This window comes from Rhodococcus sp. T7 (assembly GCF_009872365.1).
Lineage (GTDB): Bacteria > Actinomycetota > Actinomycetes > Mycobacteriales > Mycobacteriaceae > Rhodococcus_F.
In genome coordinates, this window is the sequence record NZ_WXYH01000044.1 from 88,963 (window position 1) to 105,204 (window position 16,242).

Annotated in this window: 8 protein-coding genes; all 8 read left to right on the top strand. The window is 71.8% G+C overall.

Annotated features, from left to right (window positions below; genetic code table 11):
* Nucleotide 1 precedes the first annotated feature (1 nt).
* Genes MLGJGCBP_RS06810 through MLGJGCBP_RS06845 form a run of 8 tightly spaced genes read left to right on the top strand, consistent with a single transcriptional unit; the run spans nucleotide 2 to nucleotide 16,238 of the window.
* Nucleotides 2-916, top strand: coding sequence for an LLM class flavin-dependent oxidoreductase (locus tag MLGJGCBP_RS06810; RefSeq protein WP_160094531.1), 915 nt, complete (start codon nucleotides 2-4; stop codon nucleotides 914-916).
* Nucleotides 913-2,055, top strand: coding sequence for an LLM class flavin-dependent oxidoreductase (locus MLGJGCBP_RS06815; RefSeq protein WP_160094532.1), 1,143 nt, complete (start codon nucleotides 913-915; stop codon nucleotides 2,053-2,055). Before MLGJGCBP_RS06810 ends, MLGJGCBP_RS06815 begins: the two co-directional genes overlap by 4 nt.
* A 44-nt stretch (nucleotides 2,056-2,099) precedes the next feature.
* Nucleotides 2,100-2,399, top strand: coding sequence for an acyl carrier protein (locus tag MLGJGCBP_RS06820; protein WP_160094533.1), 300 nt, complete (start codon nucleotides 2,100-2,102; stop codon nucleotides 2,397-2,399).
* The gene (locus tag MLGJGCBP_RS06825; protein ID WP_160094534.1) at nucleotides 2,396-3,493 is read left to right on the top strand and encodes an acyl-CoA dehydrogenase family protein; all 1,098 of its coding nucleotides are present in this window, start codon (nucleotides 2,396-2,398) and stop codon (nucleotides 3,491-3,493) included. The genes MLGJGCBP_RS06820 and MLGJGCBP_RS06825 overlap by 4 nt, the downstream gene beginning before the upstream one ends.
* Entirely contained in the window at nucleotides 3,490-4,500 is a 1,011-nt protein-coding gene (locus tag MLGJGCBP_RS06830; RefSeq protein WP_160094535.1) for a 3-oxoacyl-ACP synthase, read from the top strand. The genes MLGJGCBP_RS06825 and MLGJGCBP_RS06830 overlap by 4 nt, the downstream gene beginning before the upstream one ends.
* Nucleotides 4,497-5,549 (top strand): HAD-IIIC family phosphatase, encoded by a 1,053-nt coding sequence (locus MLGJGCBP_RS06835; protein WP_160094536.1) that lies wholly within the window; start codon nucleotides 4,497-4,499, stop codon nucleotides 5,547-5,549. The genes MLGJGCBP_RS06830 and MLGJGCBP_RS06835 overlap by 4 nt, the downstream gene beginning before the upstream one ends.
* Nucleotides 5,546-7,120, top strand: a complete 1,575-nt coding sequence (locus tag MLGJGCBP_RS06840; protein WP_160094537.1) for an amino acid adenylation domain-containing protein — start codon at nucleotides 5,546-5,548, stop codon at nucleotides 7,118-7,120. Before MLGJGCBP_RS06835 ends, MLGJGCBP_RS06840 begins: the two co-directional genes overlap by 4 nt.
* Entirely contained in the window at nucleotides 7,107-16,238 is a 9,132-nt protein-coding gene (locus MLGJGCBP_RS06845; protein WP_160094538.1) for a non-ribosomal peptide synthetase, read from the top strand. The genes MLGJGCBP_RS06840 and MLGJGCBP_RS06845 overlap by 14 nt, the downstream gene beginning before the upstream one ends.
* Nucleotides 16,239-16,242: the final 4 nt, after the last annotated feature.

The following is a 16,242-nucleotide window of genomic DNA, read 5'->3' on the forward strand; positions in this document are numbered from 1 at the left end:
CATGACCGACAAGCAGGTCGTGCTCGGGGCGGCGGCGCCCGCGGGCCGGACGGATTTCGCCGTCCTCGCGGACGCCGCCCGCCTCGCGGAGCGGGGACGGTTCGACTTCTTCCTCGCCGACGGCGTCACCGCCGCGAACGCGCTGGCCGGATTCACCGACGCGGTGGGGCTCGCGGCGACGCTGGACACGACCTCCGCCGAACCGTTCGACGTGGCCCGCCGGTTCGCCTCGCTCGATCACCTGTCCGGTGGCCGGGCGGCGTGGAACACCGCGGCCCCCGCCGACGGGCGGGCCGGCGAGTTCGTCGACACCGCCCGCACCCTGTGGGACTCCTGGGCCGAGGGCGTCGTGACCGTCGACCGCGGCGCGGGGCGGTTCGTATCGGATCCCACCGCAGGCGCGTTCTATCACCGGGGCAGGCACTTCGACATCGGCGGGCGCTTCACCGTCCCCCGCAGCCCGCAGGCGCAGCCAGTGGTGATCGTGTCCGGTGACGCGCCGGACTCCCGGGATCTCGCCGCCCGGCACGGCGACGTCATCATCGCTCCGCTCGGCACGTTCGAGTCCGCTCGCGCCTTCTACGCCGACCTCGCGCGCCGGACCGTCGACGCAGGCAGACCCGCCGGTGCGGTGAAGGTCCTGTTCACCGCGACGTTCGCCGGCACCGCCGCGTCCGTGGCGGACCGGATCGTCCGGTGGGTCCGCGAGGACGCCGCGGACGGGTTCGTCCTGCCCTCCCTTCCCACCCCGGACGGCCTCGATCCGTTCGTCGACACGGTGGTGCCGTTGCTCCAGGACCGTGGCGTTCTGCGCACCGACTACACCACCGACACCCTGCGACAGCACCTCGGACTCGGTGCACCGCGCAGCCATCGTGCCGTCAATCCCCGCTCTCTCCAGAAAGTGCCGTCATGACCACTCCGTTGTCCGTTCTCGATCTGTCGCCCGTCAGCGAGGGCACCACCGCCCGCGCGGCGCTGCGGAACACCGTCGACCTCGCCCGGCACGCCGAGGCGTGGGGATACAAGCGGTACTGGGTGGCCGAACACCACTTCGTCGGTGTCGCCAGTTCCTCGCCCGCCGTGCTCGTCGGGATCCTCGCCGCGGCGACCAGCACGCTGCGGGTCGGCGCCGCCGCCGTGCAGCTGGGCCACACCACCGCGGCCGCCGTCGTCGAGTCGTTCGGCACCGTCGACGCGCTGTACCCGGGTCGCCTGGACCTCGGGCTCGGACGGTCGGGTCAGCGGCGGGCCGAGGCGTTGAAAGCCGTTGCCGAACGCAACAACCAGCCGGCCCCGCCCCGCCGGGAGACCGAGATCCGCGACGGCGTGGTGATCCCGGCGCCGTTCGACCCGTCCGGGCTGCTGCTGTCCCCGCGGCTCGCGGCGGCGCAGTCGGTCCTGCAGCAGCCCGGCGCGCTGTCGCCCGCCTTCGACCAGCAGGTCGACGACATCCTGGCACTGCTCGGCGGCACGTACCGCACCCCGGACGGGATCGAGCTCCACGCGAGTCCCGGTGAGGGCGCGGACGTCGAGGTGTGGGTGTTCGGCAGCAGCGCGGGGCCGAGCGCCGAACTGGCAGGCCGGCTGGGTCTGCCGTTCGGTGCGAACTATCACGTGAGTCCGTCGACGACCATCGAAGCGGTCGAGGCCTACCGCGCCGCGTTCCGCCCGTCGCCGAGCCTGGCGAAACCGTACGTCGTCGTCTCCGCCGACACGGTGGTGGCGGAGGACGATGCGACCGCGCAGGAACTGGCGTCGACGTTCGGGCATTGGACGCACAGCATCCGCAGCGGGCACGGCGCGATCCCGTACCCCGACCCCGCACACACCGCACCGCTGGGCGAAACGGAACGCGCGCTCGTCGAGGACCGGCTGATCACCCAGTTCGTCGGGGCACCGGCCACCGTCGCGGACAAACTCGACAGTCTGCGAAGGCTCACCGACGCCGACGAACTGGTGATCACCAGCGTCACCCACGATCACTCCGACCGGTTGCGCTCCTACGAACTGCTCGCGTCGGAGTGGGGACTACCGGGGTTGCTCGCCGCCTGAGAGCACGATGATTGAACGCTGGTCCAATTGGGAATCCCAGGCCCATGGACACAGCAAATGCACCTGTGCCCGAGTCCCATGACGAGCTGGTCGAGCAGCTACGGCAGTACCTGAGCTCGATCACGTCGACGGAACTCGGTCCCGAAGACGACTACTTCACCCTGGGACTGGTGAGTTCGTTGCGGGCACTGGAGATCGTCACGTACATCGAAGGCTCCCACGACGTCGTGGTCGAGGTGGAGGACCTCGACCTCGACAACTTCCGCACCGCGACCCGGGTTGCGGGGTTCATACGGAGGAAATGGGGCGAGCAGCTTCGTGCGACGGACGGGGCGTCGCCGTGATCGGAATCGACACACTGGTCGCCTCCGCCGAGACCGACGCAGGCACCTGGGACGAGACCGGGCTGCCGGTCGAGGTCATCGAGGCCGCCGCGAAGGCGGGTGTCCTCGGCCTCGACCGCACGACGGACTGCCGCGGGCTGGGCCTGAACGCCGCCGAACTCGGCTCGGTCGCAGAGAGACTGGGGGCGGTCTGCACGTCGCTGCGGTCGCTGCTGACCGTGCAGGGAATGGTGAACGCCGCCCTCGATCGGTGGGGCACCGCCGAACAGCGGGCACGGTGGGTTCCCGCCCTGGCGACCGGCGAGCTCCTCGCCGGATTCGCCGCCACCGAAACCGGGGCCGGCAGCGACCTCGCCTCTGTGACTACCAGTTTCGAGGAGCACGGCACGGACCACCGGATCACCGGACGGAAACTGTGGGTCACGTTCGGCGAGGTGGCGGACGTACTGCTCGTCCTCGGCCGGTCGCAGGCCGGGCTGACCACCGCGCTCGTCGAAACGGACGCGCCGGGGGTGACCGTCGAACCGGTCCACGGCCAGCTGGGCATGCGCGGCGCCCGGATCGCGCACATCGCGCTGGACGGCGTCGTCGTCCCCGCCGACCACCTGATCGCGCCGCCGGGATTCGGACTGTCCCACGTCGTCGGAACGGCCCTGGACCACGGCCGGTACACCGTGGCGTGGGGGTGCGCCGGGATGGCGCGCGGCTGCCTCGCCGACGCCGTCGCGCACGCGTCCACCCGGGTGCAGGGCAGTGCCGTGCTGTCCGAGCACGACTCGGTCCGCGCGATCCTCGGGCGCAGCTGGGTCGACGCGGCCGGCGCCCGCGCGTTGTGCGAACGGGCCGCCGAACAACGCGATGCGCACGAGCCGAGCGCGCTGTTCACGACGATCGCCGCGAAATACGCTGCGGCGCGCGTCGCCGCGTCGGTGAGCCAGCAGGCGGTCCAGGTGCTCGGCGCCGCCGGTTGTGCCTCCGACAGCAGGGTGGGGCGCTTCTTCCGTGACGCGAAGGTCATGCAGATCATCGAGGGCTCGACGGAGGTCGCCGAACTCCAGATCGGTGACTACGTGCTCGGGGGAGGTGTGCGATGACGGCAGACCCGCCGGTCACGATCGAGTCCGTCGCGCTGTGGTTCCCCGACGACGAGGTGACCGTGGCGGGACTGCCGGAACTCGACGAACTGCCCATCGCGCAGCGCGAGCACGCGCTGGCACTGGGCATCGACACGGTGCGGATCGGAATCGGGTTGTCCGAGGTGGATCTGGCGCAGGCCGCGGCGGAGGAGGCGCTGCGCACGTCCGGTCTCGACGCCACCCAGCTCGACGCGCTGCTGCTCGTGCAGGGCCGGGTTCCGCAGTATCTGCTCGCGTCCGAGGCGACGCGGCTGCAGCATCGCCTCGGCGCGACCCAGGCGTTCACGACCGGGGTGGGGGACCTCGGGTGCGTGTCCGTGTCGGCGGCGTTCACGCTCGCGTCGGCGATGCTCCGCGGCGACCCCCGTTGCCAGAACGTGCTCGTCGTCGCGGCGGCGAAGACACCCACCCGGTCGCGGTACCGGTCGCCGATGACGCTCCTCGGCGACGGCGCCGCCGCGGTCCTGCTGACGACGTCGGGGACCGGGCGGTACGAACTCGTCGACCAGATGATCCGGAGCGACGGAAAATACGCCGACCTGTTCCACATCGATTACCGCGACGTCCGCGAAGCCGAGTGGGTCGAGGAGTGCGCCGACGAACCCACGTACTCGTTTCGACTGGCGGTCGAGAGCCGGAAGCGGTTCACGGAGATCAACGCGGAGCTGCTGGCCCGGAACGGGCTGCAGCAGGACGGGATCGGCGTGTTCCTCATGCAGAACCTGTCGCTCGGGGCGTTCGCGTTCTGGCAGGAGGCGCTCGACGTCGCGATCGATCCCGTCTGCCGCGACAACCTCGCCCGGTACGGCCACCTCGGTTCCGTCGACGTGGTGGCGAACCTCGAGCGCGTGGCGTCCGCGCAGGCGCCCGGGGACTACTGCGTGATCATGAACAGCAGCCCGGTCGCGGCGTGGAGCAGTGCGCTGCTCCGGCGCCTGCCGGACCGGCCCGGGCGCGGGACGTGATCGCGATGGCACAGACGGTCAAGTGCATGGTCTGGGATCTCGACGACACCATCTGGGACGGCGTCGTCCTCGAACAGGATGCTCCCGTGCCGACCGCGGACGCCCTCCGCGCCCTGGACGTGCTCGATCGGCGCGGAATCCTGCACGCCGTGGCGAGCCGCGGCGAATTCGAACCCGCCGCGGCGCACCTGCGGATGCACGGCATCGAGGAACTGTTCTGCGCCATCGACGTGGGGTGGGGCCCGAAGTCGGAGGCCGTGCGCCGCATCGCAGAGACCCTGAACCTGGGTCTCGACACCATCGCTTTCGTCGACAACGATCCCGTCGAGCGCGCCGAGGTGTCCGAGGCGCTGCCCCCGGTGCGGTGTTATCCCGCCGAGCAGATCGCGTCGTTCCCCGACCTTCCCGAGTTGACGCCGCCCGCCGTCACCGCGGAGGCGAGTCAGCGGAGGTCGTTGTACCGGGCGGAACGGATCCGGCAGGTGAGCGAACAGGAGTTCCGCGGCTCGAACACCGAGTTCCTGGCCTCGCTCGACCTGGTGATGACGGTCCGCCGAGCAAACGAGGACGACCTCGAGCGCGCGCACGAACTGACCGTGCGGTCCCATCAACTCAACACGACGGGACGCACTTTCGGCATCGATGAACTGCGCCGGCTCTGCGCGTCCGACGATCACGAGGTGCTCGTCGCGTCGCTCGCCGACCGGTTCGGTGGGTACGGCACGATCGGTCTCGCGGTCTCGGAGATCCGCGGCGAAAATTTCGTCCTGCAACTGCTGCTGATGTCGTGCCGGGTGATGTCACGTGGCGTCGGGACGGCGCTGATCCGGCACGTCGTGGAGCGGGCCCGCGCACGCGGCAGGCGGGCGCTCGCCGAGTTCGTGCCGACCGACGTCAACCGGGTCATGCTGGTGACGCTGCGGTTCGCCGGGTTCGACGTCGTCGACTCGACTCCAGAGCGGATGCTGCTGCTGTGCAACGACGTCCGCAGTGCTGCCGCACCGAACGCCGATCACGTCACGGTCGTCTCGGGAGGCGTGACGCCATGACGGACGTGGTCTCGAGCGGCGGCGTGACGTCCGGGATCCTCCGCCAGTGCCGGCGGGTTCCCGGCCGGATCGCGATCGTGGTCGGCGACCGTGCGCTGACGTACCGCGAACTGGACTCGGCGAGCGAGACACTGGCGCGCAGGCTCGCGGCCCTCGGCGTGCGGCCGGGCCAGGTGGTGCTGATCCATCAGCGGCAGAGCGTCGAGACGGTGGTGGGGATGATCGCGGCGCTGCGGCTGGGCGCGGCGTGGTGCGTGATCGAGCCAGGACATCCGGTGGGGCAGCTGCGCGCACTCCTCGGCGACATCGACTGCGGTGCCATCGTCTTCGGGTCCGCGGATCCGAAGACGTCACCGGAGACGGTCCGGGCACTGGCCCGCAGTGCGGGCGGACGTGTTCCGGCACTTCATGACCGGGACGCAGGCCCCGCGCCCGAAGCCGAACCGGCGGCCGCACTTCCCGGGGACGTCCCCTCCGCCACCCCCGCCTACGTGATCACGACGTCCGGTTCCACCGGCATACCCAAGGCCGTTGTCGCGAGCCGCGCCAACCTCGCGAGCATGGTCGACGGCCGCAACTACGACTACGACGAGGACGACCTGGTCACGTTCTCCGCGTTCCGCCTCACGTGGGACGGCTCCCTGCTGAAGACCCTCTGGGCGCTGTGTACCGGCGGCACCAGCGTGCTCCCGGCCGCGCACGAACTGATGGACGCCGAGGCTGTCGCCGCGCTCGCCCGGACGTGGCGGGCCACCCATCTGGTGGCGACCCCGTCGTTCTACCGGCTGCTGCTACCGCACCTCGCCCCGCTGCGCGAACGCCTGCGGCTGGTGACGCTTGCGGGAGAAGCCCTTCCGGGTGTGCTCGTGACCCAGCACCAGGCGGTGCTGCCCGGGGTTCCGCTGAGCAACGAGTACGGTCCGACCGAGACGACCGTCAGCTGCCTCGCCCATCCGGTGCGCGACGTTCCCGCCTCGATCGCGCCGATCGGCAGACCGCTGGGGGCGAGCACGGCGTACGTCCTCGACGCGAAACTGGTCGAGGTGCCGTTCGGGGCGGTCGGGGACCTGTACGTCGGCGGTCCCCAGATCTCCGAGGGCTACGCATCCCGCCCGGCCGCCACCGCGGCCCGGTTCGTCGCCGACCCCTTCGCCGAGCGGCCGGGCGCCCGGATGTACCACACGGGCGACCTCGCGCGCGTCGACCCGCACGGCGACATCGAATTCTGCGGCCGGTTCGACGGGCAGGTGAAGGTGCGGGGCGCCCGCGTCGAGCGGCACGCGGTGGAGGCCGCGCTGGAGAGTCACCCCGCGATCCATCAGGCCGTGGTCCTCGCGACCGCCGACGAACACGGGGAGACCGCGCTGACCGCGTTCTGGGTGCCCGCGGCCACGGCGACCATGCTGCCCACACCCCGCGACCTCATCGCGCACTGCGCCGAACGACTCGTCGCGCAGGCCGTGCCCGACCGCTTCCTCGCGCTCGGCGCGCTTCCGCTCGCCCCGAGCAGCAAGGTGGACGAGGCGGCGTTGCGCCGGTTGCTCCCCGGCGGAGGTGGTGGCGTTGCCTGAGCACAGTCCCGAGACCGCGGGCAACGCCGAGATACCGTTCCCGCTGTCCTCCGCGCAGTACGAGGCGTGGCTGGCGCAGCAACTGGCCCCCGACGTGCCGCTGTGCATCGCTCAGTACGTCGAGGTCCACGGCGACCTGAATGTCGACGTCCTGCGCGCGGCCACCGTCGCGACCGCAGACGAATTCGGATCGCCGTTCCTCCGGTTGATCGACACGGACGGTCAGCCGTTCCAGATGGTCGACCCCGCCGCGGACCGGTCGATCGGGTTCCTGGACTTCCGGGGGGACGCCGAACCGGTGGACGCCGCCCGCCGGTGGATGCGCGCCGACTGCGAGACCCCGCTCGATCCGACCCGCGACCGGCTCGTCGCATCGTCGATCCTCCGGGTCGGTGACGAGCACTACCTGTGGTACAGCAAGATTCACCACGTCGCCCTGGACGGCTACGGTGCGATGACGATGCTCAACCGCATCGCGGCCCGGTACTCGGCGGACGTGCTCGGCCGGCAGCCGGCACCCAGCGAGGCCGCGGACCCCCGCCATCTGTACGACGCCGACCAGCAGTACCGGTCGTCGAACCGCTTCGCCGCGGACCGGCAGTACTGGGCCGATCGGATCAGCGGACTCGGACCGGGATCGACCCTGGCGCGGCGGACCGGGCCCGCGGTCGCCACGAGCACCGACGCCGCCGGGCCCCTCCCGGACGCCGCGGAGCGCGCGCTCGGCGAAGCAGGCACCCGCGGAACCGCCGCGATCATCGCCGCGTTCGCCTGCTACCTGTCGAGGATGACGGGCCGCCGCGACGTGCTCGTGAAGATCCCGGTGTCGGCGCGCACCACCGCGATCCTGCGACGGTCCGGCGGAATGGTCGCGGGGGTCGTGCCGCTTCCCGTGCGGATCGCCCCCGAGGACACCGTGGGACAACTGGTCGAGCGGGTCCAACTGGACCTGATGGGTGCGCTGCGGCACCAGCGGTTCGGGCTCGGCGACATCCGGCGCGACGCGGGCGCCGCTGCCGCGGATTCGCTGGCGGGACCGATGGTCAATGTGATGCTCTTCCACCAGGAACTCGCCCTCGGGTCGCTCGTCGGCGAGTACCACATCGTCACGTCCGGACCGGTAGAGGACCTGCTCGTCAACGTGTACCAGAGCGGCTCCCCGGTCCGGACCGTCGTCCACTTCCTGGCCAACCCCCACCGGTACGACGCCGGCGAGGTCGGCGCCCATCACCGGCGGTTCGTGGAACTGCTCGGCGACTTCCTCGCGGCAGGCCCGGACGCCGCCGTCGCCACCGTCCACGAGGAGACAGCCCGGCTCGACTTCTGGACGCGCACCCTCGCGGGTGCGCCGCCGCTGCTGGATCTGCCCACCGACCGTCCGCGCCCCGCCCGGCCGTCCCGGCGCAGCGCCGCCGTCGACGTCTCACTGGACCCGGAACTGCGGCGCGGACTGGCAGCGTTCGCCGAGGCACACCGCACGGATGCCGCCACCGTCACGCACGCCGCGCTGGCGCTGGTGCTGGCACGATCGGCCCGCACCGGCGACGTCGTCCTCGGCGCGCGGACGGACACCGGCGTGGCGGCCAGGCGGATCCGGGTGCGCGGCGCCGACCGGTTCGGCGAGTTCGTCGACACGGTCCGGGACGCCGCCGCGCAGGCGAATGCCCACCGCGTACCGGTGGAGGAAATCGTCGAGGCGCTCGACCTGCCGCGGTCCGCGTCCCACGCACCGCTCTTCCAGGTGCTGCTCGAATTTTCGGACTCCGGTGAGGAACTCGGCGACCTCGATCTGCGGGTCACGGTGTCCGGCACGACGGCCCGCTTCACGTACGCAACGGACCTGTTCGACGCCGCCACCGTGGACGGGCTCGCCCAGCGGTTCGTGCGGACCACCGCCGCGGGTGTCGCCGATCCGTCCGTCGCGGTCGGCGACATCGACCCTGCCGATCCGGCCGAACACGCCCTGCTGCGGGACTGGTCGACCCGGCCGGCGGACACAGCCGGCGAGACGACGCTCGGCGCGCTGTTCGCCGACCGGGCCGCGCGGAACCCCGGCGCCACCGCCGTCGTGTCGGGCGGCGAGCGCATGACGTACGGCGACCTCGACGCCCGGTCCAACAGCCTTGCCCGGCAGATCCTCTCGCTGGGGGTGGGCCCGGAGTCGACGGTCGCCGTCGCGATGCCGCGGACGGCAGCGCTCGTCGTCGCACTCGTGGCGGTCGTCAAGACCGGGGCCGCCTACGTGCCCGTCGACGCGGACCACCCCGGTGAGCGTTCGGCGCTCGTCGTCGCCGACGCCCATCCGGTGTGCGTGCTCGCGACCCGCGACACCGCGGCCGCGCTACCCGCGTCGGACGTTCCGGTCCTGCTTCTCGATTCGGCGGACCCCGAACTCGACGGGCGATCCGCGGACCCGCTGACCGGCACCGAACGGGCACCGGCCGATCCGGACTCACTGGCCTACGTCATCTACACGTCGGGGTCGACGGGTCGGCCGAAAGGCGTTGCGGTGTCGCATCGCAACGTGGTCTCCCTCTTCACCGGCACCCGTGACCTGTTCCGGTTCGGCGACACCGACGTGTGGACGATGTTCCACTCCCCGGCGTTCGACTTCTCGGTGTGGGAGTTGTGGGGCGCGCTGCTGCACGGCGGCACCCTCGTCGTCGTCGACCTCGACACGGCCCGGACACCCGCCGCGTTCCTCGCGCTGCTGCGCCGCGAGCGGGTGACGGTGCTGAGCCAGACGCCGACCGCGTTCTCCCAGCTGATCGAGGCCACCGAAATGGACGGCGACGCAGGCCCGACCTCGCTGCGCTACGTCGTGCTCGGCGGCGAGGCACTCGACTTCGGGCAGCTGGAACGCTGGTACTCGCGCCGCGGCGAGGACGCGCCCGTGCTCGTGAACATGTACGGCATCACCGAGACGACGGTGCACGTCACCCACCTCCCGCTCGGACGCGGGCTCGCGGCCGCCGCGTGGACGAGCGTGATCGGGCGCGCGATTCCCGGGCTCCGGGTGTCGGTGCTGGACGCGCGGCTGCATCCGGTGCCGGTCGGTGTGGCCGGCGAACTGTACGTGGCGGGACCACAGGTGGCGCGCGGCTACCTCGGCCGCGCCGGGCTCACCGCGTCCCGCTTCGTCGCGGATGCGTCGGGGGACCGGATGTACCGGACCGGGGACGTGGTGCGGTGGCGGCGGGACGGCAGTCTCGACTACCTCGGGCGCGACGACCTGCAGGTCGAGATCCGCGGCTTCAGGGTGGAACTCGGCGAAATCGAGTGGGTACTGGGCCGGTGCGACGGTGTCGCGCAGGCCGTGGTGACCCTGCACGAGGATCCGGTGACCGGCTCGGCGCCGGCCGCGTACGTGGTGCCCGAGGCGGGTGCGGTCGTCGACCCGGGGGCCGTGCTGGAATTCGCGGCAATCGCACTGCCGTCGTACATGGTCCCGGCGTCGGTGACGATCCTCGCGCGGCTGCCGCTCACCGTCAACGGGAAACTGGACCGGGCGGCACTTCCGGTGCCCGCCATCGACTCCGGTGCCGCATTCGTGGCACCGGGCACCCCCGCCGAGGAGTCGATCGCGGTCGTGTTCGCCGCACTGCTCGGCGTGCCCGCGGTCGGCGTCGACGACGACTTCTTCGCGCTCGGCGGCAACTCGCTGGTCGCGGCGAAGGTCGTGGCGCGGATCCAGGGTGTGCTCGGTGCGGCCGTGGGAGTGCGCGACGTCTTCGAGGCGCGGACGGTGCGCTCGCTCGCCGCCCGTGTGGCCCGGGCAGACTCGGCGAGCAGGCCGCCGCTGGTGGCCACCGACCGGTCCACGGCGGACCCGGTGTCGTTGGCGCAGACGCGGATGTGGTTCCTCGACCAGTTCGACACGACGTCGCCCGCCTACAACATCGCGGCGGCCTTCCGGTTGCGCGGCCCCCTCGACGTCGACGCACTGCACGCGGCCCTGACGGACGTCGTGGACCGGCACGAGGCGTTGCGGACGATCTTCCCGATGCGCGGCGACACGCCCGTGCAGTCGGTGATTCCGGCGGCGGACGCGGTGCGCCGCCTCCGCGCGGTCCCGGTGTCGGGGGAGAGCGAACTCCGGGACCGGCTCGCCGCGGCACTGTCCGCGGGCTTCGAGGTGACCGCGCAGGTTCCGTTGCGGGCGCACCTGTTCGAGCTCGGTCCGCGCGATCACGCCCTGGCCCTGGTGGTCCACCACATCGCGGCGGACGCGCTGTCGCTGGGACCGCTCGCCCGGGACGTCACGTCCGCGTACACCGCGCGGGTGCGGGGGCACGCGCCGGACTGGGTGCCGCTCCCGGTGCAGTACTCCGATTACAGCGTCTGGCAGCGGACGCTGCTCGGAGCGGAGGACGATCCCGGGTCGTTGATGTCCCGCCAGCTCGGGTACTGGCGTTCCACGCTCGCCGACGCGCCGATCGTGACGGACCTGCCGATGGATCGCCCGCGTCCCGAGCACCGGACGCTCGCCGGCGCGTGGGAGTCGTTCGACATCGGGGACCGCCTGCACCGGAAGGTGGTCGCCTTGGCGCGGGAACACGATGCGACGGTGTTCATGGTGACCCACGCGGCGTTCGCGGTCCTGGTGTCCCGCCTGGGGAGCACCGCCGACGTGATGATCGGATCGGCGGTGGCGGGGCGCGGCGAGGCCGTCCTCGACGACGTGGTCGGGATGTTCGTCAACACCCTGGCGCTGCGCACCCCGGTTCACGGCGCCGACTCGTTCGCCACGGTGCTCGCCACCGTGCGGGATCGTGACCTGGAGGCGTTCGCGCACGCGGAGGTTCCGTTCGAGCGGGTCGTCGAGGCGCTCGCGCTGCCGCGCACCACCGCCCACGCGCCGCTGTTCCAGGTGCTGTTCGAATTCCAGGACATCGAGCGGCCCACCCCGAGCCTGCCGGAACTGGACGTGCACGAGATCGACCTCGGTGTCTCCGTCTCCACGTTCGACCTGCAGCTGACCCTGGCCGAGCGGTTCGGAGAGGACGGGGCGCCCGCCGGGATCAGCGCCGGATTCACCTATGCCACTGACATCTTCGACGCCGCGACCGTCCGGAAGTTCGCCGAACGCTACGTGCGGCTCCTCGACACGGTGGTCGCCGACCCGGACGTTCCGCTGGCCCGGTTCGATCTGCTGTCCACCGGCGAACGCGAGGCACTCGTGCCGGTGCGCGGGCGGCCGACCGGCACCGTGCGGCTGCTGCCGGAGATCCTCTCCGCCGCGGCCGCCCGGGACCCGCACGCCGTCGCGCTGTCGTACGGCAACGCGGTGATGTCGTACCGCGAACTCGACGACTGGTCGAACCGCCTGGCGTGGGTGATGATCCGCCGTGGAATCGGGCCGGAGGACCACGTCGCGATCGGGCTCGTCCGATCCGTGGAACTGGTGGTGGCGGTGTGGGCGGTGGCGAAATCGGGTGCGTCGTTCGTGCCGGTGGATCCGAGCCTGCCGTCCGCGAGGATCACCGACATCCTCGCCGACTGCGGGGCTGTGGTGGGACTCACCGTCGCCGAACAGCGCGACCGGATGCCGGACGGCGTGGAATGGCTGCTCCTCGACTACCCGGGTCCGACGCGGAGGTGGGAGTCCCGGTCGATCACCGACGAGGACCGGGTCGTGCCGCTGCGACCGGGCCACCCCGCGTATCTGATGTACACGTCCGGGTCGACGGGCGCCCCGAAGGGCGTCGTGATCCCCCATGCGGGGTTGCAGAACTTCACCATCGATCAGCGCACCCGGTATTCGACGACGAACGCGTCGCGTGTGCTGAATCTCGCGTCGCCCGGGTTCGACGCGACGATGCTCGAATACCTCATGGCGTTCGGCGCGGGCGCGCGACTGGTGATCGCGGCTCCGCACGTGTACGGCGGCGCCGCGCTGACCGAACTGCTGGCGGCAGAACGGATCACGCACGCCTTCGCCACCCCGGCGGTCCTCGCCACGATCGACCCGCGCGGTCTGCGGCTGCTACGCGCCCTCGTCGTCGGCGGCGAACGCTGCCCGCCGGAGTTGCTGGCCCGCTGGGCGGCCGGGCGCACCCTGCTCGTCGGCTACGGCCCGACGGAGACGACGGTGATGTCGAACATCGGCGACCCGATGGCCCCTGGCGACCCCGTGCGGATCGGCCACCCGATGCGCGGCGTCCGCGAACTCGTCCTCGACGAGTGGTTGCGCCCGGTGCCCGTCGGCGTGGTCGGTGAGCTGTACGTGCTGGGGGACGGTCTGGCGCGCGGCTACCACCGGCGGGCCGGAGCGACCGCCGCCGCGTTCGTGGCGAACCCGTTCGACCACCCCGGCTCGCGGATGTACCGCACCGGGGATCTGATGCGGTGGACGAAGGATGGTCGGCTGGAGTATCTGGGCCGCAACGATTTCCAGGTCAAGCTGCGCGGCCAGCGGGTCGAGCCCGGGGAGGTGGAGGCGGCGCTCACCCGCTGCCCCGGTGTCGCGCAGGCGGTGGTCGTGGTGCGCCGCACGCCCGCCGCCGAGGCGGTCCTCGCCGGATACGTCACGGCCGAGGACGGGGCGGATCTCGACACGACGGAGGTGCTGCAGTTCGCCGGATCGGTGCTCGCCCCGTTCATGGTGCCCGCCTCGGTGACCGTCCTCGACCGGCTTCCGCTCGGCGCCAACGGCAAGGTCGACCGGCACGCACTGCCCGAACCCGAATTCGCGCCCCGCATCTTCCGTGCGCCCGGCACCCCGTTCGAGTCCGCGGTGGCCGACGTGTTCGCCGAGGTCCTCGGGACCGGCGTCGTCGGAGCCGACGACGACTTCTTCGCATCCGGGGGCAACTCCCTGACCGCGACGCAGGTGGTCGCGCGGATCAACACCGCGCTCGGCGCCGACGTCGGTGTGCGGGACGTGTTCGAGGCCCCGACCGTGCGGGCGCTCGCGGCGCGGATCGCCCGCGAGACCGCGGGCGGCGAGGCCCGGCCCGCGGTGGCGGTGCCCCGGCGCCCGGACCCGGTGCCGCTGTCGTGGGCGCAGCACCGGATGTGGCTCCTCAATCAGTTCGATCCGTCCTCGCCCGCGTACAACGTCGCGATGATCGTCCGCCTGTCGGGCGACCTCGACGTCGACGCGCTGACCGCCGCCCTCGCCGACGTCGTGGAGCGGCACGAATCGCTCCGCACCCGGTACCCGTACGGCGACACCGGACCCACTCAGGTGATCGTCGGCGCGGGGCACGTCGCGCAACTCACCGTGTCGACGTCCGAAGACCCGGTACCCGGCCAGATCTCGGAACTCGTGTCCGCGGGATTCGACGTCGCGGCCGAAGTCCCGATGCGGGCCCGGCTGTTCGCTCTCGGCGGCCGGGAGCACGTCCTCGTCGTCGTCGTGCACCACATTGCGGCCGACGGGTTCTCGATGGTTCCGCTCGCCCGCGACGTGCTGACGGCCTATACCGCGCGGTCCGAGGGTTGCGCGCCGGGATGGGAGCCGTTGCCGGTGCAGTACCCCGACTACACCGTGTGGCAGCGGGAACTCCTCGGCTCGCAGGACGACCCGCACTCCCTGCTCTCCCGGCAACTCGACTACTGGCGGTCCGCGCTCGCCGGTGCGCCGGCCGTGACCGAGTTACCGACGGACCGCGACCGCCCGCCCCGCCGATCGGCCGCCGGCGACCGGGTGACATTCACGATCGGCGCCGACCTGCACCGCGAGGCGGTGGCGTTGGCGCGGACCCGGCGGTGCACCGTGTTCATGATCGTGCACACCGCCCTCGCCGTGTTGCTGTCCCGCTCGGGTGGTTCCGGCGACGTGGTGATCGGGTCGCCGGTCGCCGGTCGCGGCGAGGCCGTCCTCGACGACGTGGTGGGCATGTTCGTCAACACGCTCGTGCTGCGAACTCACGTGTCGGGGACGTTCGACGATCTGCTCGCACGGGTCCGCGACACCGACCTCGCCGCCTACGCCCATGCCGACGTGCCGTTCGAGCGGGTGGTGGAGGCGCTGAACCCACCCCGCTCCCAGTCTCATTCACCGCTGTTCCAGGTGTTGCTCGAGTTCCGGAACACCGAGCACCCCGATCTCGCCCTCCCGCACCTCGAAGCGGAGGTCCTCGAACCCGAAATCACTGTCTCCCTGTTCGACCTGCACCTGACGGTGCGCGAGCGGTACGACGAGTGCGGAACACCGGAAGGGATGACGGCCGGATTCACCTACACCACCGACCTCTTTGACGAGGTGACCGTGCGGGCCCTTGCCGAGCGGTTCACCAGGATCCTCGCCGCGTTCGTCGCGGATCCGAGTTTCCCCGTCGGCGACGTCGACTTGCTGACCCCGGACGAGCACACCCGGATTCGCGAATGGAGCGCGGCGGCCGGGACGTTCGTGCTCGATCCCCGGCTGCAACTCACCCCCGAGGGTGTGAGCGGCGAGGTGTATGCCGCCGACACGCGGGAGCACCACACCTCGGCGCGCGCGGCGGCCACCACGTTCGTGGCGAATCCGTTCGGAGCCCCGGGCTCCCGGATGGTCCGGACGGGCGCGTTCGCCCGGTGGAACCGCTCCGGGCGACTGCTGACGGTCGACGCCGCCGGATCCCCGGCACGGTCGGTCGCGGACGTCGTCGAGAGTCACGCGGCGGTCCGTGAGGCCGTGGTCCTCACCACCGCGGCCGGGGTCACCGCCTTCTGGGTGCCTGCGGCCGCGGCGGCCGTGCTGCCGATGGCGGAGGACCTGCGGGAGTTCAGTGCCGGACGGCTCGACGCCCGCTCGGTGCCGACCCGGTTCGTCGCACTCGGCGCCGTCCCGCGAACGGCGGGCGGCGAGGTGGACGAGAACGCGCTGCGCGCACTCGTCGCCGACGCGGAGCCAGCGGTGCGGCCACGCTGGACGACGCTGCAACGGTCGGTGGCCGAACACTGGGCGGCCGTGCTGGGGCACGACGACTTCGGCCCCGAAGACGGATTCTTCGACGTCGGCGGCAACTCCCACCGCGTCGTGGAACTGCAGCGGCGTCTCGACGAACAGTGGCCCGGAGCCCTGCGGGTGGGCCAGTTGTTCGACCTCGTCACCGTGGCGGCGCAGGCCGAGGCGCTCTCGCATTCCACCGACAGCGAGGCGCCCGCGCCCGCCACCTACGAGTTCTGACCAG